The 22,507-nt window shown below is 72.6% G+C and carries 16 protein-coding genes; 4 read left to right on the plus strand and 12 right to left on the minus strand.

All coding sequences use genetic code 11. From position 1 onward, the window contains the following. Positions 1-223 precede the first annotated feature (223 nt). Positions 224-751, minus strand: a complete 528-nt coding sequence (locus M4J07_RS25520; protein WP_255975347.1) for a DoxX family protein — start codon at positions 749-751, stop codon at positions 224-226. 81 nt (positions 752-832) lie between these two features. Beyond that, positions 833-2,104, minus strand: coding sequence for a hypothetical protein (locus M4J07_RS25525; protein ID WP_255975348.1), 1,272 nt, complete (start codon positions 2,102-2,104; stop codon positions 833-835). A 167-nt stretch (positions 2,105-2,271) separates the two neighbouring features. On the opposite strand from M4J07_RS25525, the gene M4J07_RS25530 reads away from it, so the two are divergent. Then, a complete protein-coding gene (locus tag M4J07_RS25530; protein WP_255975349.1) occupies positions 2,272-3,141 on the plus strand; it encodes a DUF4429 domain-containing protein in 870 nt (289 codons plus the stop codon). Between the two features lie 171 nt (positions 3,142-3,312). Here M4J07_RS25530 and M4J07_RS25535 read toward each other — a convergent pair whose 3' ends face one another. Beyond that, complete coding sequence (locus tag M4J07_RS25535) at positions 3,313-4,116, minus strand: class II aldolase/adducin family protein (protein WP_255975350.1); 804 nt, start codon at positions 4,114-4,116, stop codon at positions 3,313-3,315. Positions 4,117-4,243: 127 nt separating this feature from the next. Between M4J07_RS25535 and M4J07_RS25540 the strand changes: the two genes are divergently transcribed. Next, positions 4,244-4,732 carry a pyridoxamine 5'-phosphate oxidase family protein gene (locus M4J07_RS25540; RefSeq protein WP_255975351.1) on the plus strand — a complete coding sequence of 163 codons (489 nt, stop codon included), beginning with the start codon at positions 4,244-4,246 and terminating at the stop codon, positions 4,730-4,732. 72 nt (positions 4,733-4,804) lie between these two features. On the opposite strand, the gene guaA is transcribed toward M4J07_RS25540, so the two are convergent. Then, positions 4,805-6,385, minus strand: a complete 1,581-nt coding sequence (guaA, locus tag M4J07_RS25545) for a glutamine-hydrolyzing GMP synthase (RefSeq protein WP_255975352.1) — start codon at positions 6,383-6,385, stop codon at positions 4,805-4,807. 424 nt (positions 6,386-6,809) lie between these two features. On the opposite strand from guaA, the gene M4J07_RS25550 reads away from it, so the two are divergent. Then, on the plus strand, positions 6,810-7,106 hold the full coding sequence (locus M4J07_RS25550; RefSeq protein ID WP_255975353.1) for a chorismate mutase: 297 nt from the start codon (positions 6,810-6,812) through the stop codon (positions 7,104-7,106). Between the two features lie 509 nt (positions 7,107-7,615). Here M4J07_RS25550 and M4J07_RS25555 read toward each other — a convergent pair. After that, complete coding sequence (locus M4J07_RS25555; protein WP_255975354.1) at positions 7,616-8,338, minus strand: hypothetical protein; 723 nt, start codon at positions 8,336-8,338, stop codon at positions 7,616-7,618. 290 nt (positions 8,339-8,628) lie between these two features. Here M4J07_RS25555 and M4J07_RS25560 point away from each other — a divergent pair, with 290 nt between their 5' ends. Beyond that, positions 8,629-9,636: a hypothetical protein gene (locus tag M4J07_RS25560; protein WP_255975355.1), complete on the plus strand. Its 1,008-nt coding sequence runs from the start codon at positions 8,629-8,631 to the stop codon at positions 9,634-9,636. A gap of 82 nt (positions 9,637-9,718) precedes the next feature. Here the strand turns inward: M4J07_RS25560 and M4J07_RS25565 are convergent, their stop codons facing one another. The 7 genes from M4J07_RS25565 to M4J07_RS25595 all read right to left on the minus strand — a co-directional run bounded on the left by M4J07_RS25565 (position 9,719) and on the right by M4J07_RS25595 (position 22,487). Continuing rightward, positions 9,719-11,503, minus strand: a complete 1,785-nt coding sequence (locus tag M4J07_RS25565) for a GMC oxidoreductase (protein WP_255975356.1) — start codon at positions 11,501-11,503, stop codon at positions 9,719-9,721. Between the two features lie 63 nt (positions 11,504-11,566). Continuing rightward, complete coding sequence (locus M4J07_RS25570; protein WP_255975357.1) at positions 11,567-13,183, minus strand: succinic semialdehyde dehydrogenase; 1,617 nt, start codon at positions 13,181-13,183, stop codon at positions 11,567-11,569. A 135-nt stretch (positions 13,184-13,318) separates the two neighbouring features. Next, positions 13,319-15,010: a serine/threonine-protein kinase gene (locus tag M4J07_RS25575; protein ID WP_255975358.1), complete on the minus strand. Its 1,692-nt coding sequence runs from the start codon at positions 15,008-15,010 to the stop codon at positions 13,319-13,321. Between the two features lie 37 nt (positions 15,011-15,047). Then, complete coding sequence (locus tag M4J07_RS25580; protein ID WP_255975359.1) at positions 15,048-16,742, minus strand: serine/threonine-protein kinase; 1,695 nt, start codon at positions 16,740-16,742, stop codon at positions 15,048-15,050. A gap of 102 nt (positions 16,743-16,844) precedes the next feature. Further along, on the minus strand, positions 16,845-18,425 hold the full coding sequence (locus tag M4J07_RS25585; protein ID WP_255975360.1) for a serine/threonine-protein kinase: 1,581 nt from the start codon (positions 18,423-18,425) through the stop codon (positions 16,845-16,847). Between the two features lie 65 nt (positions 18,426-18,490). Further along, positions 18,491-20,062, minus strand: coding sequence for a serine/threonine-protein kinase (locus tag M4J07_RS25590; RefSeq protein ID WP_255975361.1), 1,572 nt, complete (start codon positions 20,060-20,062; stop codon positions 18,491-18,493). Between the two features lie 124 nt (positions 20,063-20,186). Beyond that, the gene (locus M4J07_RS25595) at positions 20,187-22,487 is read right to left on the minus strand and encodes a protein kinase (protein WP_255975362.1); all 2,301 of its coding nucleotides are present in this window, start codon (positions 22,485-22,487) and stop codon (positions 20,187-20,189) included. Positions 22,488-22,507 lie beyond the last annotated feature (20 nt).

Raw genomic sequence — 22,507 nt, forward strand, 5'->3', positions numbered from 1 at the left:
TCCGCGCCCGCCGCCGCAAGTCCGTGTGACCGGTTACCGGGTGCGGGTGCGTGGGGGCTGGTCGCGCAGTTCCCCGCTGAGATGGCACACGCAGTGTGCATCTCAGGGGCGCGGGGAACTGCGCGAGAAGCCCCACCGGGCCGCAGACGAAGGACGGGACAGCCCCGCCGGCGTTTGAGGCGCGGGGGCCGGGGCGGAGCCTCGTGGCGTTGGTGTGGGTGGGCTACATCAGGCCGGACGACCTACGCCGCCGATCCCGCCACCACGCATCGACCGACCACACCGCCGCCCCCGCCAACACCAACGGCAGCCACGCCATCAGATACGCCAGATCGTTCCCGAGGTAATACGGCTCCGTCGCCCAGCTCACCGTCAGCCACAGGCTCAACGAGATCAGCGCCCCACCCACCGCGGCGAGCCGCGCCAGCACCCCCAGCAGCGTCCCGATCCCGACCGCCAGCTCACCGAGGGCGATCGCGTACCCGAACCCCGTCGGAGACTTGAGCGCCAGGTCGACGAGTTCCGGGATCGCGGAGATGTCGCGCACCCCGCGCATCTGGTCCCCGATCGACCCGGCCCCGCTCGACTTGAAGAACGCGCTGTCCGTCAGTTTGTCGAAGGACGCGTAGATGAAGGTCACGCCGAGGAAGACGCGCAGCGGCAGCAGCGCGAACCGCTGGGCGGTGTCGCGCCAGTCGCCTCCCCGGTCGACATAACTCATGTGCGTGTCGGTCCGCATACCGTGCGCCATCGCCGTCCGCCGCCTCTCGCGCCTGGTCCCTTTACTTGACCATACGTACGAGAGGGCCGTACGGCTCAGCCACGGAGCCGTTCAGTCGACGACGTCGACGGCGCACCGGTTCGTCTCGACGCCGGTCGCCGTGATCACCTGCACCTCGACCCGGCCGGGCTCCACGTCGACCGGGACCGGCACGGTCAGCAGGGTGTCGCTGGGGTTGGTGAAGCCGCCGGGGACCGGCACCAGCGGCACGTGCACGTGGACGGCGCCGATGCGCACGGCGACCCGGGCGAGCTGGTCGGCGGTGCCCGCGCCGGGCGGCACGAACCCGGTGCCGCGGATCTCGATGTCGTCGCCGGTGCGGATGGGCGCGTCGAGGTCGCCCGCCTCCCTGGCCCGTACGACGGAGAGGATCACGACGCGGCCGCCCTCCGCGTACTTCCCGGTGAGGTACGTCGCCGCGGACACGGCCACCAGGACCGCGAGGCCCCACGGCAGGTCGGGCAGCTGGTCGGGGCGGCGGGCGAGCCGGGCCGCCGCCCACACGAGGGCGGCCGCGCACACGGCGACGTACTGGATGTCGGTGAAGGCGCCGCGCCCGGAGTCGTCGGTGAGCAGGTCGGCGGCGCGCGGCCGGGCCGCCCGCACCTTCTGCAGACGCTGCCCGACGACCCGGACCGCGACGACGCGCCGCACCAGGACGGCCACCGCGCAGACGACGGCGAGCACCGTCAACAGGCCCGCGCCACGGGAGAGTTCGAGGGCGTCGATGAGCGCGTCGCGGTCGGCCGGACCGGAGGCGACGGCCAGTTCCCCGGCCAGGACGAGGACCGCGTACACGGTCAGCAGCACCACGCAGCCCGCGACCGCGCGGGACGTCGAGAGCCGGTTGTCCTCGCCGATCACCGGCGCGAGGACGCCGCCGCGCGCCCGGTGCAGATACGCGGCGCCGGTCAGCAGCCCGCCGACCAGGACCGCGGCGACGAGCCCGGCGGTGCGCGCCGCGCTCCAGCCCGCCCCGATCGCCGTCAGCGTCTGCACGAGGAGCAGCACGCCGGTCGCGCCCCAGACCACGTACAGGGTGCGGGGCCACAGACCGGCCAGCCACGCCTCGCCCTCCTCGCGGCCCCGGTCCGCGACGGCCCGGGCGGACTGGGTGAGTTCGTCGGAGATCCACTGCCGGGACGCCCCGGCCGAGTGTGCGACGGCGGCCGGGAGTCCGCCGCCGGACGCCAACTCGTCGCGCTTGGCGAGGAATTCGGCCACCGCCCTGCGGTGCCCCTGGCGCGCCCCGTGCGGACAGTCGCCGCACGTGCAGCCGCCCCCGTGCGTGCCCTGCCCCTGTCGCGCTTCCTGCACCGCCACCGCGTGGCCCCCACCCTCAAGATCGTGTTCTTGACGTCAACTTCCGTGTGATGAGAGGGAATTGTGCCGTACGCGGCGCACACTCCGGCGCACAGGCCCACCCCTGGCGGGTGAACGGCTTTCGTCCGCATTGACCGGACTGTTGACCCTGCTGCGAGAATTTCCGTATGGCCGAGATCATCCAGCGTGACGGAACCTGGGCCTTCGACGGAACGACGGTCCGTATCACCCCTGGTCTGCACCGCAGTGTGGCCCTGCTGCGGCAGACGTACGGCGAGATCAGCGTGCCGCTCACGGCTCTGGCCGGGGTCGCCTACGAACCGGAGCGAAAGCGCGGCCGGCTCCGGCTCACCCTGCGCGAGGCCGCCGACCCGCTCCTCCAGGCCACCGGCGGCCGCCTCCCGGACACGGCCGACCCCTACCGGCTCGCGGTGGACGCGGACCGCTCGGGCGTCGCCGAGTACGTCGCCGAGGAGATCCGCCAGGCCCTCCTCCTGGAGCAACTCCCGGACGGGCCCGCCGAGTCGTACCTCGTCTCGGGCCCGGCGGTCCCGGTCTCCGTGCGTTCCAGCGACGGCACGGTGTCGTTCGACGGGAGCCGGATACGGATCGACTGGTCGGACACCTCGGACCGGGTGAAGCGGGCGACGGGGCCGCGGGTCATCGCGCTCGGCGACCTCGACGGGGTCGACTGGGTGCCCAACTCCGGTTACGAGGACGGGTTCCTGCGCTTCGTCACCAAGGGCTCGACGCCGCTCGCCAAGCTGCCGCCGGAGAAGGACTCGTACGCCCTCGACCTGTGGGGCAACGCCCGCAAGGACCTGCTGACCGCCCTCGTCGCGGCCGCGGTCACGGCCCGCCTCCCGCACCCGTCGATGCCGCGCGACGCGCTGCCGGTCCCCGGGGGGCCGTCCCGGGCCGACCACGACGTGCTCCTGCGACGCCTGCGGGACCTGGGCGAGCTGCACCGCGACGGGGTGCTCACGGACGAGGAGTTCACCATGACGAAGCGAGTGGTGCTCCGCGACTTCCGGTGACGCTCCTCCGTCTGCGGGTGCGTGGCGGCTTCTCGCGCAGTTCCCCGCGCCCCTGGGGCGCCCCACGAGATGGCGCACGCAGTGCGCATCTCGGGGGCGCGGGGAACTGCGCGAGCAACCACGACGCACCCGCAGACAGCGACGCAGCCCGAACCCGGCGGACGCGGAGCGCTACGCCAGCAGACCCGGCTCGCTGCGCGTGATGTCCTGCCACAGGCTCTGGTAATTGATCCACGCCACGAGATCCCCACCGGTCTGGTCCCGCGTGGCCACGGCCTGCCGCCGATCGATCAGCACCGGCCGCCCCGCCGCCCGCGCAGCGAGCTGCACCTGACAGCACCGCTCCAGCGCGATGAACCACCACGCCGCCGCGTCCACCGAGTCCGCGACGGTCAGCAGCCCGTGGTTGCGCAGCACGAGCGCCTTGTACGAGCCGAGCGCGACAGCGATCCGCTTGCCCTCGCCGGAGTCGACGGAGACGCCGGTGTACTCGTCGAGCAGCGCGTGGTCCTCGTAGAAGGCGCACGACTCCTGGGTGATCGGCTCGATCAGCTCCCCGAGCGCGGACAGCGCGCGCCCGTACGTGGAGTGGCAGTGCGCGACGGCGACGAGGTCGGGGCGGGCCCGGTGCACCTCGGCGTGCACGGTGAACGCGGCCTGGTTCACGTGGTGGCGGCCCTCGACGACCTGCCCGTCCCCGTTGGCGAGGACCAGGTCCCCGACGGTGATGTGCCGGAACGGCATCCCGAACGGATTGACCCAGTAGCAGTCCTCGAACTCCGGGTCGCGGGCGGTGATGTGCCCGGACACCCCGTCCTCGTACCCGAACCGCCCGAAGATCCGCAGGGCCGCCGCGAGCCGCTCCTTGCGGTGCCGCCGCTCGTCGGCGACGGAGTCGTGCACCGGTGGCATCGCGAAGTGCAGCTGGTCGGTGGGTATCGGGGCGGGCGCGGGGCGCTGAGGCGGCGTCGACATGGAGCGGAAGGTACCTCCACGGCCTCGAAGACGACAGATCCGCACCGTGGAGAGTGTGCACAGAAGGCGGCGAATCGCCCGCGCAAGTCCGACAGAAGATGTCGGGTATGCGCGCGAGACTCGGCCCATGACGTCGAACGGCACTTCCTGGGCATCCTTCACCGCCGCCGAACCGGACCTGGCCAAGACGGTCGAGGACCGTTTCGCGCAGCACACCCACCACGTGCTGGCGACCCTCCGCAAGGACGGTTCGCCGCGCACCAGCGGCCTGGAGGTCCGCTTCCTGGACGGCGAGTTCTGGCTCGGCATGATGCCGGACTCGCTCAAGGCACGGGACCTGGTCCGCGACCCGCGCTTCGCGATCCAGGCGAACCCGGGCGAGGGGCAGACGATGGGCGGCGGCGACGCGCGGATCAGCGGCCGCGCGCTCCTCGTCGAGGACGCGGCGACGATCGCCCGCTACACCGAGCAGGTCGAGGTCCCCGACCCCGGCGCGTTCCACCTGTTCCGCACCGAGCTGACCGAGGTCACCCGGACGTACGTCGAGGACGACCGGTATCTGGTGGTGCAGGTGTGGAAGCCGGGCGGGCCGGTCCGCACGATGAAGCGCACCTAGCCGGAGCCCACGCGCGACAGTGCCGCCCGCCGGAAGGCGGACGGCACTGTCACACACGGCTGCGGGTGGGGACTACTCCCACTCGATGGTGCCCGGCGGCTTGCTCGTCACGTCGAGGACGACACGGTTGACGTCGGCGACCTCGTTCGTGATGCGGGTCGAGATCTTCGCGAGCACCTCGTACGGCATCCGCGTCCAGTCCGCCGTCATGGCGTCCTCGGAGGAGACGGGGCGCAGCACGATCGGGTGGCCGTACGTGCGGCCGTCGCCCTGGACGCCGACGCTGCGGACGTCCGCGAGCAGGACGACCGGGCACTGCCAGATCTCGCGGTCGAGGCCGGCCGCGGTGAGCTCCTCGCGGGCGATGGCGTCGGCCTCGCGCAGCAGGTCGAGACGCTCGCGCGTGACCTCGCCGACGATCCGGATGCCGAGACCCGGGCCGGGGAACGGCTGGCGCTGGACGATCTCGTCGGGCAGGCCCAGCTCGGCGCCTACCATCCGGACCTCGTCCTTGAACAGCTTGCGCAGCGGCTCGACGAGCTCGAACTCGATGTCGTCGGGCAGGCCGCCCACGTTGTGGTGGGACTTGATGTTCGCCGTGCCGGTGCCGCCGCCGGACTCGACGACGTCCGGGTAGAGCGTGCCCTGCACGAGGAAGGCGACCTCGGGGCCGTCCTCCTGGAGGATCTCCAGCTGGGCCTGCTCGAAGACGCGGATGAACTCGCGGCCGATGATCTTGCGCTTGGTCTCCGGGTCGGAGACCCCGGCCAGCGCCTTCAGGAACCGCTCGCTCGCGTCGACCACCTTCAGGTTCGCCCCGGTGGCCGCGACGAAGTCCTTCTCGACCTGCTCGGTCTCGCCCTTGCGCATCAGACCGTGGTCGACGTACACGCAGGTCAGCTGCGAGCCGATGGCCTTCTGCACGAGCGCGGCGGCGACGGCGCTGTCCACGCCGCCGGACAGGCCGCAGATGGCGCGCTTGTCGCCGACCTGCTCGCGGATGAGGGCGACCTGCTCCTCGATCACGTTGCCGGTCGTCCAGTCGGGCTTGAGGCCCGCGCCCCGGTACAGGAAGTGCTCCAGGACCTGCTGGCCGTGCGTGGAGTGCATGACCTCGGGGTGGTACTGGACGCCGTACAGCTTCTTCGCGTCGTTCTCGAAGGCGGCGACCGGTACGACGTCCGTGGACGCGGTGACGGTGAAGCCCTCGGGGGCGGCGGAGCAGGCGTCGCCGTGCGACATCCACACCGACTGCTCGGCCGGGGTGCCCTCGAAGAGGGTCGAGTCGGCCTTGGAGACGGCGAGCGGGGTGCGGCCGTACTCGCGGGCGCCGTTGTCGTCGACGGTGCCGCCGAGGGCCGTCGCCATCAGCTGGAAGCCGTAGCACATGCCGAAGACGGGGACGCCGGCGTCGAAGATCGCGCGGTCCAGGCGCGGGGCGCCCTCCGCGTAGACCGACGACGGGCCGCCGGAGAGGATGATCGCCGCCGGGTTCTTGGCGAGCATCTCCTCGACCGGCATGGTCGACGGGACGATCTCGCTGTAGACCCGGGCCTCACGGACGCGGCGGGCGATGAGCTGGGCGTACTGCGCACCGAAGTCGACGACCAGGACGGTGTCGGGGGCGGCGGCAGCGGAAGTCGCTGATGACACGGGTTGCCTTCCGGCGGCTGAGCGGTGGGGTCGTTTGGCCGATTCTACCGGGTCGGTCGTACGTTCCTCCGGCCCCGCCCGTTCGCCGCAGCGGGCCATGATCGTCGGCGAGTGCGGGTGAGTGGGGCCGGTCGCGCAGTTCCCCGCGCCCCTGAGAGGCACGCCCTTCGGGAGGCCTCTCCCAGGCCCGCACCCGCCGACCCCCCGGACAGCCCCCGGCGGCAAGGCGTACACTCGGGCGCATGTTCTCGCAGACGACCTTCGTCTTTACCTATGGCAGCCGGCCCGCCGGATGCCATGGTCGTGCTGCTTGAGCCACTGACAAGCGACTTCCGAGGCGCCCCGGGCCGACAAGGCCCGGGGCGTCTGGCGTTTCCGGGACCGGGTCGGCCCAGGGCTCCGCACACCACCCGAGGAGCCCCTCATGACCGCCACCGCCACCACGCCCACCGAGAAGACCGGCGCCCGCACCACCGAGGCCGCCGACCTGATCTCCGGCGCCCGCGACCGCATCGACGCACTCGACGACCGGATCATCGGCCTCGTACAGGAACGGATGGCCGTGTCCGCCGTCATCCAGGAGGCGCGGATCGCGTCGGGCGGGCGGCGGGTGAACCTGTCGCGCGAGATGGAGGTCCTCGCGCACTTCAGGGACGCGCTGGGCAAGCCGGGGACCTCGCTGGCCATGACGCTGCTCGAACTGTGCCGGGGCCGGATCTGACGCCCGCATCCCAGTTCGGATCCGTCCTCACCCGTACGGCGCGTGACCGGTCGGCGCGGGCTTCGTTGGTCCCGGTGTCCGTGCCAGCCAGGGGCGGGCCAACCGAACCACGCGTGGCTCCGCTGGAGCGATGAGACGTCACGGTCACGCCGTACGTCGTGGGACCTCGCTCCAGTGAAGTGACCGGACGGCAGGGGACAGCAGCCCGGTCACCCAAGAGAACGGTCGGTCCCGGGGACGCCCGGGGCCGGCCGGCCTCCCTCCCCCGTAACGCCTGCACCACCCGCACCGCCCGCACCACCCCATCGAGCACGATGCGCAGGAAACCCCCACGCCTGCGCGTCAAGTCCCCTGCTCCCCCAGCGAGTTGACAACCGACCACGAACCAGCGGCGCGACCCCCCGGCGCCGCTCCGCGGCCCGACACCGCCCTGACGTCGGAGCCGAACAGGCGAGGGCCCCGCAGATCCGTCCTGCGGGGCCCTCGGCGCGTGTGGTGACGGCCGTGCGTTACGCCGCCTTCGCGACCTTCTCGACCTTGGCGACCTGCGCCTCCATGACCGAGACCGGCACCTCGACCTTCTTCGGCTCCAGCATGTTCGCGGCGTAGAACACGACCAGCGTCGAACCGCTGCGCACGACCGTGTACGACATCGGCATCTTGGTGCCGTCGACGTCGCCGGTCATCGTGTACGCGAGCGACTCGTCGCCGAGGTCGGGCGCCTTCTGCGGCTTGACGGCCGTGTACTGGTAGTCCGTGTGCTCGTAGCTCTTGCAGGTCTCGCTCTGCTCGCGCAGGTCGGCGAACACCTTCTTGGCGTCCGCCTCCTGGTGCGCGAGGAGCGCCGTACGGATCACCGTGGCGTCCGTCTGCTTGAGGTTGCCAAGGGAGCGGGACACCCGGGCGGTGGCGTCCGGCTCGGTGCCGAGCAGGAACATGTCGGCGATCGCCTGGCAGGAGGCGGGCTTCGCGGGCACGCTCACCTCCGGGATCTCCTCGTCGGGCGTCTTGCCGACGCGGTAGCCCGGCACGTCCGCCTTGGTGACGGCCGCCTCGGTCAACTCCGCCTCGGTGAGCGGCTTCAGGGCCGGCTTCGCCGCTGGCTTGGTGTCGCCGTTCTTCCCCTCGCTCTTGCCGTCGGCCGCGTCTCCGCCACCGCTGCAGGCCGCCGTCGCGGCGAGCGCCACCGCCACGCAGACTCCGGCCAGCGCACGCCCCAGACCTGACTTCACGTTCTTCCCCACCTCATGTGTCCCTGGGCGCGTCCACGACAATCGTCTGCGCCGCGGCGCCATCAAAGCCGGGACCTGCGGGTTTTGCCACCCCGTGGGGGGTTCCTGGAGTAACGATCGGACATCTCCGAAAAGGTTGCCCGGCCGAACACGTGATCCAGTTCACATAAAGATCGTGTGAGAACGGGGACAACCATTCCCGGCCATCACGGGTCACATGTGCAGAACCAACGGCCACACCCGCGACCGCCACCGCGGCGGCCTCCAACTCTGCACCCATCGAGGTCTTGATGAAGCTTCGCCGCGCACTGGTGACGGCGGCCGCGACGGCCGCCATAGCCCCGATCGCGCTCCTTTCCGCACCGGCCGCGTTCGCGGACGGCGACACGACGAACACGACGGTCGAGACGTCCCCGTCGGCGTCCGAGACGTCGTCCCCGGCCGAGACGCCCGAGACGTCGCCGAGCGAGTCCTCGCCCGCCGCGACCCCGCCGAAGACCGACGAGCCGTCGGCGAGCGCCTCGGCGACCACGACGCCGTCCGCCTCCGTCTCCGCGCCCGAGTCGACCCCGGCGTCGCCGAGCGCGTCCGAGTCGGACGAGCCCACCGACGAGCCGACCGACGGCCCGATCGACGAGTGCGAGGACTCGAAGGTCGACGTCAGCATCACCGGCCTGCCCGGCAAGATCGCCCGCGGCAGCGGCTGGCACAAGTTCTCCCTGAACGTCGCCAACAACTCCGACTCCACCCTGAGCGACCTGGGCTTCTTCGCGGGCGCCTCGTCCGACGCCGCGGGCGAGGACCTGTTCGCGAGCAAGAAGGTCAGCCTCCAGGCGTACGACCCGGAGAGCAAGACCTGGCAGGACGTCAGCGAGGACGGGTACGCCGTGGGCTACGTCGGTTACACCGACACCCTCGAGCCCGACTACGAGGTCAACATCCCGATGCGCGTCAACGTGACGTCCGCCGCCCCGGTCGGCGCGGCCTTCTCCCTCGGCGCCAGCATCTACGGCGACGCCGACGCGGAGTGCACCGGCTACGGCGAGGTGGCGTACAAGTTCCAGATCGTCGGCGCCGGCACGGACACCGACGGCACCAAGCCGCAGGAAGGCGGCAAGGTCCCGGTCACGACCAAGCCGGCCGACAAGACCACCACGCCGGCCGTCGACGGAAGCCTGGCGGCGACCGGTTCCAACTCGATGCTGCCGACCGTCGGCCTCGTCGGCGGCATCGCCGTCGTCGCCGGTGCCGGTGTCGTCTACTCCGTGCGTCGCCGCAAGGTGAGCACCGAGGCGTAACCAGCGCCCGTAAGCACGTGGAAGGACCCGCACTCGGAGGGGGGTGCGGGTCCTTTCGTGTCCGGCCGGGGCGGCGACTCCCTTACGTGAGCTGCTCCTTGGGCGGCACCGCGGGCATCCCGAGGAACGGCAGCCGCAGCGCGCCGAACGCGTCCGCGGGCACCGCCGGGCTCTTCGGCTCGACCGCCGCGAGCCGCACGTAGGCCGCGCCGGGCTGCGGGCGGGGGTCCTCCTCGCCCTTGTTCGGCCAGTACGACATCGCCCGCTCGGCCTGCGCCGTGATGGTGAGCGACGGGTTCACGCCGAGGTTCGCGGAGACGGCCGAGCCGTCCACGACGGAGATGCCGGGGTGGCCGTGGACCCGGTGGTAGGGGTCGATGACGCCGGTCTCGGCGGAGTCGCCGATCGGGCAGCCGCCGAGGAAGTGCGCGGTCAGGGGCGTGCCCATCAGCTCGCCGACGTTCGACCCGGCGAAGCCGTTGATCTCGGCGGCGATCGCGGACGCGCCGTCGGTGGCCGCCTTGATCTGCTTCGGGTTGGGCGCGCCGTGGCCCTGCTCGGCGGTGAGCAGGCCCTTGCCGACGCCGTCCGGCTTCAGGTACGTCGTCAGCGAGTTGTCGAGCGACTGCATGACGAGACCGATGATGGTCTTCTCCGACCAGCGGTGGTTGGAGAGCGAACGGGCCAGCAGGGCGGGGTGCTTGACCACGTTCGCCAGCCAGCCCGCGACCCGCGACGAGCCCTCCGCGTACGGCACCTGGAGGATCGACATGCCGCCCATCGCGTTCGAGCCCTTGCCGTAGCGGACCGGCTCGATGTGGGTGTTCTCGTCCGGGTGGATCGAGGACGTGATGGCGACGCCCTTGGTGAAGTCCGCCTTCGCGCCGTGCCTCTTGCGGTAGCGCCGGTCGGTGGTCTGGGCGCCCACCAGGGCCTCGGAGTTGGTGCGGGTCAGCGCGCCCAGCCTGCCGGACAGGTGCGGGAGCTGGCCGCCCGCCTTCATCTTGTGCAGCAGGGTCTGCGTGCCGTACGTGCCGGCCGCGATCACGACCTTGCGGGCGGTGAAGGTGCGGCCTTCGCCCTTCTTCTTGTTGTCGGTCGGGAGCGTCGCGACGGCGTAGCCGCCCTGCGAGTCGTCGGTCACGGAGACCACGCTCGTCATCGGGTGGACGACGGCGCCCGCCTTCTCGGCGAGGTACAGGTAGTTCTCGTTGAGGGTGTTCTTCGCGCCGTGCCGGCAGCCCGTCATGCACTCGCCGCACTCGGTGCACGCCTTGCGGGCCGGGCCCGCGCCACCGAAGTACGGGTCGTCGACCTGTCCGCCGGGCGCCGCCTTCGCCGTGCCGTCGGCGTCCTCGCCGTCGCCGAAGAACACCCCGACCGGCGCCATGTGGAAGGTGTCGCCGATGCCCATGGTCTGGGCGGCCGCCTTCAGGTGCACGTCGGCCGGGGTCATCGTCGGGTTGAGCCGGACGCCGAGCATGCGCTGCGCCTGGTCGTAGTACGGCCGCAGCTCGTCCTGCCAGTCGGTGATGTGCGCCCACTGCGGGTCGTCGAAGAACGGCTTCGGCGGTACGTAGAGGGTGTTGGCGTAGTTCAGCGAACCGCCGCCGACACCGGCTCCCGCCAGGACCATGACGTTGCCCAGGAGGTGGATGCGCTGGATGCCGTACATCCCGAGCTTCGGCGCCCAGAGGTAGTTCTTCAGGTCCCAGGAGTTCTTGGGCAGCGTGCCGGGGGCGAACCGGCGGCCCGCCTCCAGCACCCCCACGCGGTAGCCCTTCTCGGTCAGGCGCAGGGCGGAGACGGCTCCGCCGAAACCCGAACCGACCACCACCACGTCGTAGTCATAGCCGTCTTGCGTCACGTGTGCGTTCTCCCTTGAACAGCCCTACGCCTACCGCTGGTTCAGCCACCCCGGCCGCTTCGGCTACTTCAGCCGGAACTTCTTCATCACGCCCAGGCTGCGGGTCATGAACGCGGCGTACTTCTCGTCGTCCATGCCGAACGACGGCGCCATCGGCATCACCCGCTGGTGGGCGACGGTCTGCGCCTCGGTGTACTTGAGGATGCCCTCGGAGCCGTGCCGGCGGCCGAGGCCCGAGTCCTTCATGCCGCCCATCGGCGACTGGACGCTGCCGTACGCGGGGGCGTAGCCCTCGTTGATGTTCACGGTGCCGGTGCGCAGCCGGGCCGCGACCTCGTGGCCGCGCTTGGCGTCCTTCGTCCAGACCGACGAATTCAGGCCGTACGGAGTGGCGTTGGCGACGGAGATCACCTCGTCCTCGTCCGTGAAGCGGTAGACGGAGACGACCGGGCCGAAGGTCTCCTCGGCGCAGACCGACATCGGCGCCTCGACGCCGTCGAGGATGGTCGGCTCGAAGAAGTACGGGCCGATGTCGGGGCGCGCGACGCCGCCCGCGACGAGCGTGGCGCCCTTGGCGACGGCCTCGTCCACGTGCCGCGTCACGGTCTCCAGCTGCCGCTCGCCGACCAGCGATCCCATGTCGGCGCCGTACGCGAGGGACTTGCCGAGCCGCATCGCCTTGGTGCGGGCGGCGAACCGCTCCAGGAAGTCGTCGGCGACGGACTCGTGGACGTAGAGCCGCTCGATGGAGATGCACAGCTGGCCCGCGGACGAGAAGCAGGCGCGCACGGCGCCGGCCGCGGCCTTCTCCACGTCGGCGTCCTTGAGGACCAGCATGGCGTTCTTGCCGCCGAGTTCGAGGGAGACGCCGACGAGGCGGGCCGCCGCGCCCTGCGCGACCTCGCGGCCGGTGCGGGTGGAGCCGGTGAACGAGACGTAGTCGCCGTGCTTGACCAACTCAGGACCCACGACCGGGCCTTCGCCGAGGACGACCTGGAAGACCTCGGCCGGCAGCCCCGCCTCGATCAGCAGGTCGCGCGCCCACAGCGCCGTCAGACAGGTCTCGGTGTCGGGCTTCATGACGACCGCGTTGCCCGCGACGAAGGCCGGGAGCGCGTCGCCCACCGACAGTTCGAACGGGTAGTTCCAGGGGGCGATCTGGCCGATCACGCCGCGCGGCTGGCGCAGCTCGGTCACCTTGGTGAGCGTCGGGACCGCGCCGGTGTGCCGCTTGGGCTTCAGGTACGAGGGGGCCTTGCGGCCGTAGTGCCGGGCGGCGACGGCGACGGCCTGCACCTCTTCGTGCGCGTGCAGCCGGGCCTTGCCGGTCTCCAGCTGGATCAGGTCGAGCACCTCGGCCTGGCGGGCGAGCACCAGGTCGTGGAAGCGCAGCAGCACCGCGGCGCGCTTGCGCACCGGCGTCTTCGCCCAGACCTCCTGGGCGGCGCGGGCCCGCTCGAAGGCGACGGCCACGTCCTCGGGCGTCGACTCGGGCAGATCGGCCAGCTTCTCACCGGTGAACGGCGTGTGGTTCGCGGTCCGTCCCGAGCCGACCACGCCACGGGTGAGCTGGGCGACCAGCTCGGGCGTGACCACGTCGGCGGCCGTGCGCGCGCCCTCGGGGGCGGCCGCGGTCGGGTTGGTTCCGGTCTTCTCGGTGATGGCCTGCGACTCCGTCATGTGGGGGAGGGTATGCCGAAGCCGACGCTTTCGGTACCCACCGGTAATCGGCTTTCACCGCGTCCACACACCGCGCCAGTGATCGCTGGCAGCAAAGCCGCTGATCAGCGGCTTTGCCCGAGCCGGTCGGGCCGGTCAACTCTTTTCGAGTTCGAGCCGGTCGCGGGCGCCCTTGAAGGTGTCGGTGCCCTGCTTCTCGTACCGCGCCACGCCCTTCGGCATGATCACACCGAGGTCGTAGCGGCTCTTCCCGTCGACGACGTACAGCCGCATCTCGCGCATGCGGCTGCTGCCGTCCGCGTCCAGATAGGTGATGTCGAGCTGGGCGGCGTCCTTGCCGTGGAAGCTGGTGCGCGTGACGTTCTTGCGGATGTCGCTGCAGCCCTTGTCCGCATAGGAGTCGCCGGCACTGGTGGCCCACGCGACCGCCGACGAGCCGCCGTCGACGGCCGCCCAGCGCTTCAGGCTCAGCGTCACGTCGCTCTTGGGATCGGAGTACTGGACGCCGTCGTCGGACGGGTCGTGGTAGACGTCCGTGAGCTCGTCCGGGACCGCGACCACCGCCCGGACGGCGGACTCCTTGCGGACGGTCCAGCCCTTCTCCTTCCCGGGCGTGCTGGAGTTCTCCGGCTCCTCGGGCATCAGCGACGCCTCCTGCAGCTCCCCGCCCGAGCCCTCCGACCACGTCGCGCCGTCGCCGCCCCCGGTGCCGAGCGACGTGCCGAGCCAGACGCCGCCGCCGACCAGGACGGCACCGACCAGCGCGGCGACGACCAGGGTGACGGTGGAGCGGCGCCCGCGCCCCTTGCCGCCGGGCCCGGCCGCCCGGGTGTCCGGTGCGGCCTCGGGCGAGGGGTCCGGCGTGGTGTCCGGTGTGGTGTCGGGCGTGGCCTTCCGGCCGGTGGCCGCGGCCTTCCCGACGAGGGCCTCGCGCTCGGGTGCGGCGAGCCGCACCGTGCCCACGTCGTCGCCCAGTTCCCGCAGCGCCGCCGGGTCCTGGGCCGCGACCTGACCGAACGGCTCCGGCAGCGGACGCCCCTCGGCCGCCGCCGCGAGCCCCGCCTCGACCGCCGCCGGACCGGGCCGCCCCGCCGGATCCTTCACCAGCAGCCGGCCCACCAACGGGCCCAGCGCACCGGCCCGTTCGGCCGGCGGCGGATCGACGGAGAGGATCGCCGCGAGCGTCGACTCCAGCGTCGTACGGCGGAACGGGGACCAGCCCTCCACCGCCGCGTACAGCAGCACGCCCAGCGACCACAGATCGCTCGACGGCCCGGCGCCGTCCCCCGACATCCGCTCCGGCGCGATGCACTCCAGGGAGCCGACGAACTCGCCGCTCACCGTGAGCGACTCCTCGCCCTGGATGTGTGCGATGCCGAAGTCGGTGAGCACGACCCGGCCGTGCGGGCCGAGCAGCACGTTCGCCGGTTTCACATCGCGGTGCACGATGCCCTTCGCGTGCGCGGCGCGCAGCGCGCCGAGCACCGCGAGCCCGATCCGGGCCGCCTCCGGCGGCGGCAGCGGCCCGCGCTTCAGTGCCTCGTGCAGCGACTCGCCGCGCACCAGCTCCATGACGATCCACGGCAGCCGGTCCTCCACCACGACGTCGTGGATCGCCACGGCCGACGGGTGCTCGACGCGGGCCGCGGCCCTGGCCTCGCGCTGCAGCCTGGCATAGGCGCGCTGCTGCGCCTCGCCGTGCGGGTCGCCGGGCAGCCGCGGTTCCTTGACCGCGACCTCCCGGCCGACGAGTTCGTCGTCGGCACGCCACACGGTGCCCATGCCGCCGGACCCGATCCGCTCGACGAGCCGGTACCGGCCGCCCACGAGACGGCCCGCTCCTGTTCCCCCGTTGCCGTCCACCTCAGAGGTTCTCGGCGATGTCCAGGTTGGCGATGACGTCGTCGGCGACCTCGCGCCCGCGCTCGGTGAAGTCACCCTTGCCCGGGTAACTGATGGTGACGCGGTACATGTCGCCGTCCTTGTTCTTGTAGTAGAAGAACCGGATCTCGCGCGGCCGCGGGTTGTCGCTGTCGTCCGTGTCGTACGAGACGGTGTTCTGCGCGGCGTCCTGGTCCTGGTACTTGGCGTCGTCGTCCGGCCTGGTCTTCGCGCCGTCCGGCATGTCGAGATCGATCGAGCCGTCGTTCTTGAACTTGGTGTCGTCGTCGTACATCTGGGCGCGCGCGGAGCCCTTGATCTGGTTCAGCGTGTCGTCCTTCTTGCGGGACAGGTTCACACCCACCCACACGCTGCCGCTCCAGTCGGTGTACTTCACCCAGTTCTTGTCGGTGTCGGTGTCGGTGGGCCTGCTGACCTGGTAGTCCTGCGGCACCGCCACCGTGATCCCGAGGTTCTTCTCGGCGTGCTGCTTCCAGCCGTCCGGCAGCGGCCCCGCGAACGGGTCCGCGAGCACGAGGTACGCGGCGACCGCCACCGCGACGACCCCCGCCCCGATCCCGATGAGCGCCTTGCGGCCCAGCCGGAGACCGCCCTGCGCCGGGCCGATCCGCACGACCTGCGTGGGCTGTGGGGCCGGCGGCTCGGCGGCGCGCTCCAGCAGGGCGCGCACCTGCGCCGCGTTCGGGCGGCGGGCCGGGTCCTTCTGCAGCAGCCCGTTGATGGCGTCGGCGAGGGGGCCCTGCGCGGAGGCGGGCGCGGCCGGCGTCGCGTTCAGGACGGACTGGAGCGTGGCGGGCGTGTTGCTGCGGCGGAACGGCGAGACGCCCTCGGTCGCCGCGTACAGCACGACACCGAGCGACCACAGGTCCGAGGCCGGTCCGGGGCGCTGCCCCAACACCCGCTCGGGCGCGATGAATTCGGGCGAGCCGACGAAGCCGCCGGTGTCCGTCAGATTGGTCTCGCCCTCGATCTGGGCGATGCCGAAGTCGGTGAGGATCACCCGGTCGTGCCGGCCGAGCAGCACGTTGTCCGGCTTCACGTCGCGGTGCAGGATGCCGGCGGCGTGCGCGGCCTCCAGCGCGCCGAGCACCTCCAGACCGATCCGGGCGGCGTCCCGCACGCCGATCGTGCCCTCCTGGAGTGCGCCGCCGAGGGAACGGCCCTGCACGAACTCCATGACGATCCACGGCTGGCCGTCCTCGACGGCGACGTCGTGCACGTTCACCACGGCCGGGTGGTCGAGCCGGGCCGCCGCACGCGCCTCGCGCCGCATCCGCTCGAAGGCGTTCGCCCGCTCGCGCTCCGGCAGGTGGTCGGGGAGCCGCGGCTCCTTCACCGCGACCTCGCGGTCCACCGTCTCGTCCTTGGCCCGCCACACCGTGCCCATGCCGCCGTGCCCGAGCTTGCTCAGCAACCGGTAGCGCCCGGCGACGAGCCGGCCCGTGCCCGGCTCGTCCTGCGAAGGCGAAGGCGCAGGCGCAGGAGATGGCGAAGACAACTGCGGCGGCACGCCCTGCGCGGGCTGCGGGGCGGCCTGCGTGGGCGGGGTGGGCTGGGCGTACGGGTTTCCCGCATACGGCTGCTGCGGCTGCGGCGGCTGCAGACCGAAGCTCGTCGGTTCGTTCGGGCCGTATCCGGCTCCCCCGTTGTTACTCATACCTCCATGAGTACCGTGCGGGACACCCCTGGTTCCACTCGGGTCACGGACTTGTGACCGCGCTGATGCGTCCCCGTCCCGCCCCCGCACCGCCGTCATCCGTCATTCCCCCGCAGAAGGCACGAACGTGTCGACGGCGACGTCGAAGTACGCCCTGGCCTCGCCCGCCCTGCCGACCGGCGCCGACACCCACACGTCATACAGCCTGCCGCCCCGCTGCCAGCACAGATCGACGGTGTGCCGGGCGCCCTCGGCCGTGCTGAACCCGTCCCAGGTGAACTCCCACAGCGCCGCCGCCCGCCCGTCGTGCGAGGTGTCGGTGACCCGGCCGTCCCGGTAACCCGGGTTGTTCCGCGGCCCGTCGGCGTGCGCTCTGCGCTGCACCGCGCCGGGCCCGCCGCTCTGCGCCCGCTCGACCTTGACGCCGATCCGGTAGGTCTTGCCGGGCGACACGTAGAAGATCCGGGACCCCTCGACGGTGCGGGTGAAGCCGTCCGGCACGGCGAGCTCGAACCCTTCGCGGTCCGTGACGGTCCGGTACCCGGCGGGCGCGGTCGGGCTCGGCGTCTCGGTGCGCGTCTCCTGCCGGGTGACGGTCACCGTCGGCGTGGGCCGCGGGGTGGCCGGCGAACTGGCCGTGCGCGACGGCGAACCGGTCGGCGCGGGCGGCGAGCCGTCGTCCCGACCGGCGAGCAGCGCGGCGACCGCGATACCCGCCCCGGCGACCGCCGCGACGAGCGCCGCCGCCACGAGCAGCACCCGCGGCGGAATCCTGCGGCCCCGCGGCGCCACCGGGACGTTCCGCTGGGTCGGCGTGTACGGCACGAACCGCACGGCGGGCTGCGGGGTGGCGCCCGTGGCGACGTACGCGCGCAGCAGCCGCTCGGCCTCGTCGAGGGACATCCGCCGGGCGGGCTCCCGCTCCAGCAGCCCGCGGACCACCGGCAGCAGCGGCGCGGTCTGCTGCGGCGGCTGTATGTCCTCGTACACGACGGCGTGCAGGATGCCGCCCAACGAGTCGCGCCGGAACGGCGATTCACCGGTCATCGCGGCGACGAGCAGCGCCCCGAGCGACCACAGGTCGGCGCCGGGCCCGGCCCGCTCCCCCGCCATCCGCTCCGGCGCGGTGTACTCCGGCGACCCGACGAAGCCGCCGGTCTCCGTGAGCGTGGTGGCCCCCTCGACCTGGGCGATCCCGAAGTCGGTGAGCACGACCCGCCCGGTCCCGGACTCCAGCAGCACGTTCGCCGGCTTGAGATCGCGGTGCAGCACCCCGGCGGCGTGGGCGACGCGCAGCGCCCCGAGCAGCGCGAGCCCGATCTGCGCGGCCTCCAGGGCGTCGACGGGACCGTCCCGCGCGATGCGGTCGGCGAGCGAACCGCCGTCGATCAACTCCATGACGATGTACGGGTGTCCGTCGTGCAGCACGACGTCGTGGACGACTATCACGTTCGGATGCCGCAGCTGCGCCACGGCCCGCGCCTCGCGCAGCATCCGCTCCCGCTGCTGGCGCGCCTCGTCCTCGGAGAGGGTCTCGTCGACGCCGAGCTCCTTGACGGCGACCTGCCGGCCGAGCAGAGTGTCGGAGGCCCGCCAGACGATCCCCATGCCGCCCCGGCCGATTCTGGCCTCCAGCCGATAACGCCCGGCGATCACCCGGACGTTGCCCCCCTCGGTCCCCATGCGCCCCATCATGCCGCACGCCTGTACGCGGGGACTGTCCGCTTCCGGTCAGGGGCCGTACGGCATCAGGACCCGGGCGGCCGCCACCCCTTGAGGATCGCGTCGAACTGCTGGCGCGCGCCCGGCCACTGGCTCTCCGGAACGGACAGGTAGATCGCGTACTCGGTGCCGTCCTCCGCCCGGTACGTCTCCTCGATGGCGTGCCGCGGCCCGCTCGTCGTGTCCTTCGCCCCGGCCGTCCAGGTGAACTCCCACAGCGAACCGGGCCGGTCCCGGAACATGTTGGTCTGGAGCCGCACCCGCTGGTAGTCCGGCAGCTTGAGCACCGCCTTCTCCAGGTCGAGCTGGTGCTGGTAGGAGTCCTGCCAGTCGGACTGCCGGTCGATGGCGATCCGGACGAAGCGCTGGCCGCCGTCGGGTGTGTAGTCGATCTGCGTGCCGTCCTGCTGGCGCTCCCAGCCGGGCGGCAACATCAGGCTGAACCCCTCGACGTCGTCGACCCGCACCCAGTCGTCGGGGATCGCCCCGGACTTCGGTGTCGCGCTCGGCGAGCCGCCGTCGTCCCCGCCGACGTTCTGCCGCGCCGACGAGTCGCCGCCGGTGTCGCGGTGGTCGAGGTAGTACATCGCGCCGAACGCTCCGCCGCCCGCGACGAGCACCGCCGCGACGGCGAGGGCGAGCACCCGCGGCCAGCGGCGCCGCCGCGCGGTCACCGGCGCCGTGGCCGCCTGGAGGACGGACGGCGGGGACACGGCGGTGGCGGACTCGGGCGGCGCGGGCACGTGGACCTGCGTCGGCACGTACGCCTGCGCCGCGTTCGCCCGGCGCCCCTCGGCGGCCTCGGCGAGCATCACCTCGGCCTCGTCGGCGCTGGGCCGGGCGGCCGGGTCCTTGCTCAGCAGGGCGCTGATGACCGGGCCCATCACTCCGGCGTGCTCGGGGGCCTCGGGCTCCTCGGTGACGACGGCCTGCATGGTGCTCAGCGGGGACGTCCGGCGGAACGGGGAGCGCCCCTCGACGGCGGTGTACAGGGTCGCGCCCAGCGCCCACAGGTCGGAGGCGGGACCCGGCTCGGAGCCGCTGACCCGCTCGGGCGCCAGATAGTCCACGGAGCCGACGATCTCGCCGGTCCGCGTGATGGTCGAGTCGCCCTCGACCTGCGCGATCCCGAAGTCGGTCAGCTTGACCTGCCCGTTGCGCGCGAGCAGCACGTTGCCCGGCTTCACGTCGCGGTGCAGCACCCCGGCGGCGTGCGCGGCGCGCAGCGCGCGCAGCGTCCACAGGCCGATCCGGGCGGCCTCGGTGGGCACGATCCGGCCGTGCTCCTTGACGGCGTCGGCGAGCGAGGGCCCCTCGACCAGCTCCATGACGATCCATGGCCGGTCGTCGTGTTCGAGGACGTCGTGCACGGTCACGACGGCGGGGTGGTTGATGCGGGCTGCGGCCCGCGCCTCCGTCTGCGTACGGGCGAGGAGCACGGCGCGGTCGGCCTCGGCCACCCACTGGGCGGCGGTCAACTCCTTGACGGCGACCGAGCGGTGCAGGACCTCGTCGTGCGCACGCCACACGCGGCCCATGCCACCGCGCCCGATCGATTCGCCGAGCCGGTAGCGGCCGGCGAGGAGTTGGCCCTGCATCTGATTCACGTTCCCCCGCAAAGGTCTTGACAGGGTCACACTAGGGAGCGGGGGCCACGCAAGGAACAGGCGGGGTGCCATGGAAACCGCACTGTGACGCTTGTCGCCCCGGGCGGGGCCGGGTTCAGCCCTGGTACTGGTACGTCGACGACGCCTGGTCGAACAGCCGCGACACCTCGTCGCGCTCCGCCTCCGGGCCCCGGACCTGCACCACGTGGTACTTGCCGCCGACGACCATGGCGAGATTGCGCACGAAGATCTCCCGGCCGTCGGACCCCTGCCAGGTGAACTGGCCCTCGGCCATGGTCCGCCCGCCGACGTCGATCGACTTCATGCCGCTGGAGGTGGCCCAGGTCGAGTCGCGGAACGGCTGCAGCTCCCGCTCGTGCTCGCGCTGGTAGGCCATCGGGTCCTTGCCGTACGTGGCCGTGGAGTCCCGGCCGGGGACGACGAGCAGCTCGAAGTCGCCGTGCGCGTACACGACCTGGCCCCGGCCGTTCTTGTCCTGCCGCTGCCATCCCTTGGCCACGGCGACCTCGAAGCCCTCGGCGTCCTTGCGCAGCGTGAACCCGGCGGCGACGTCGGACTGGGGCTGCGTGCTGGACGGCTTCGAACTGCTCTTGCCACCGGGTGACTTGCTGGACGGCCGGGCGGAGGGCTTCCCGTCGGGCTCGTCGCTCTCCGGCGCCCTGGGGGCACCGCCCACCGCGTTGGCGTTCTCCTTCGTGCCGCCCGTGCTGGGTTCGGCCTTCGGCATGAACACCACCACGTACGCCACCGCGCTCACCAGTCCGACCAGGACGAGCACGAGCAGCCACCGGCCGAGCGACCCGGGCGTGCGCTGCCGCGGCGCCCGCTCTCTCGGCGCCCGCTGCCGCGGTGCCCGCTCCTGCGGCATCCGCTCCGCACGCACCCGCTCGGTACGCACTCTCTTGTGCTTGTGCCGGGCGTGTCCCGCGGCGGGACGTGCCTTGCCGCGGCGCCTGCGGACGAGCTCGCCGCGCCGGCGGACGATGGGCAGCCGGGCGGCGTCGAAGGCGGGCGCGGGCACGACGTTCGCCCCGGCCTCCGGCTCCGGCGCGGACCGCACCAACGACCGCAGCCAGCCGCGCAGTTCCTCGAAGTCGAGACGCTCGGTGGGGTCCTGGCGCAGCAGCGACTCGACGACGGGCCGCAGCGGCCCGCACTCCTCGGCGAACGCGGGCGGCTCGGCGCACACCATCTGCACCAGCTCGGGCGTGGACTCCTCCGGGTACGGGGCGTGCCCCTGCACGGCGCGGAAGAGCAGGGCTCCGAGGGCCCACAGATCGGTGGCCGGCCCGACCGGGGCGGCCAACTGCCAGCTCTCCTGCACCGGGTAGGCCTGCTCGGGCGCCCAGCGCTCGGTGACGGGCCCGACGACGGTCATCCTGACCTGGCGCGCCCGCTCGGCCATGACGGCCCCGGCAATTCCAGCCCCTCCGGCGCTCGAGGAGCGGGGTCCGGGGCGGGGCCCCGCGTCGTCTCCCCCGGATATGAGCTCGTCCCAACGAGTGGGCTGCACAACGGCCTCGGCCTCGGCCTGGGGCTCGATCTCCCGCCCGGGCCGGGGCGAGGCCCCGTGCCAGCTCTCCCGCTCCGCATCCGGACCCCGGTCCCGGGACACCGCACTCGCGGCCCGGGCCCCGGCCCGGTACGCGGCGATGGCCCCGGCCCGGGCGGCCCGGAAGTCCCCGGGATCCGGCGCCACGGCGGGCGCGGGCACGGACGGCGCCGGTGCCGGCGGCGACGCGGGCGCGGGCGCGACCTCCGGCGCCGCACCCCCGAACTCCGGCTCCACGGGCGCGGGTTGCGGCCGGGGATCGAACCCGCACAGCGCTTCCTCGGCGGCCCCGGCGGCCAGACCGGTGAGCACCACCCGGCCGTCGTCGCAGACGAGCACCGTGCGCACGGTGATGTTCCGGTGCACCCACCCGTGCGCGTGCAGCGCCCGCAGCGCCGTCAGCACGTCGGAGGCGAGCTCCGCGGCCCGGTAGGGGCTGATGGGTCCCTCGGCGAGCAGCGAGTCGAGGGTCCGCGCGGCCACGACCTCGCTCACGATCCACAGCGACCCGCCCTCGGCGAACACGTCGAAGACCTGGTCGAGCCGGGGGTGGTCGGGTATCTGCGCGGCGGCCTGCGCCGCTTCGATGGCGCGGGCCACGGCGGGTTCGGCGGACGCCCTGACCGGCGGCGCGCCGGGCCTGAACCCCGCCGGCAGCCCGTCCGCGTCGAGCACCTCGGCCTCGACGACCTCGGGCAACGGCACCTGACGGACCAGGACTTCCTGCCCGCTGTACGTGTCGAAGGCCCGGGCCTCGGAGAACTCCGGGGTCCCGTACTGGTCGGAGGCCGGCAACGGCAGGCGGTAACGGTCGGCGAGCACCCGCCCCGCATACTCGTCCACGACGTCCTCCCCGTGTCCAT

This window comes from Streptomyces longispororuber, from assembly GCF_024448165.1.
Taxonomy (GTDB): Bacteria; Actinomycetota; Actinomycetes; order Streptomycetales; family Streptomycetaceae; genus Streptomyces; species Streptomyces longispororuber_A.

What these genes read in the sequence shown, in the direction of transcription:
- M4J07_RS25535 (WP_255975350.1), bottom strand. Translation starts at nt 4,116, where the DNA reads ATGTCGACGCCGCCTCAGCGCCCCGCGCCCGCCCCGATACCCACCGAC.
- M4J07_RS25570 (WP_255975357.1), bottom strand. Translation starts at nt 13,183, where the DNA reads ATGACGGAGTCGCAGGCCATCACCGAGAAGACCGGAACCAACCCGACC.
- M4J07_RS25540 (WP_255975351.1), top strand. Translation starts at nt 4,244, where the DNA reads ATGACGTCGAACGGCACTTCCTGGGCATCCTTCACCGCCGCCGAACCG.
- M4J07_RS25560 (WP_255975355.1), top strand. Translation starts at nt 8,629, where the DNA reads ATGAAGCTTCGCCGCGCACTGGTGACGGCGGCCGCGACGGCCGCCATA.
- M4J07_RS25530 (WP_255975349.1), top strand. Translation starts at nt 2,272, where the DNA reads ATGGCCGAGATCATCCAGCGTGACGGAACCTGGGCCTTCGACGGAACG.
- M4J07_RS25520 (WP_255975347.1), bottom strand. Translation starts at nt 751, where the DNA reads ATGGCGCACGGTATGCGGACCGACACGCACATGAGTTATGTCGACCGG.
- M4J07_RS25580 (WP_255975359.1), bottom strand. Translation starts at nt 16,742, where the DNA reads ATGAGTAACAACGGGGGAGCCGGATACGGCCCGAACGAACCGACGAGC.
- M4J07_RS25585 (WP_255975360.1), bottom strand. Translation starts at nt 18,425, where the DNA reads ATGGGGACCGAGGGGGGCAACGTCCGGGTGATCGCCGGGCGTTATCGG.
- M4J07_RS25550 (WP_255975353.1), top strand. Translation starts at nt 6,810, where the DNA reads ATGACCGCCACCGCCACCACGCCCACCGAGAAGACCGGCGCCCGCACC.
- M4J07_RS25590 (WP_255975361.1), bottom strand. Translation starts at nt 20,062, where the DNA reads ATGCAGGGCCAACTCCTCGCCGGCCGCTACCGGCTCGGCGAATCGATC.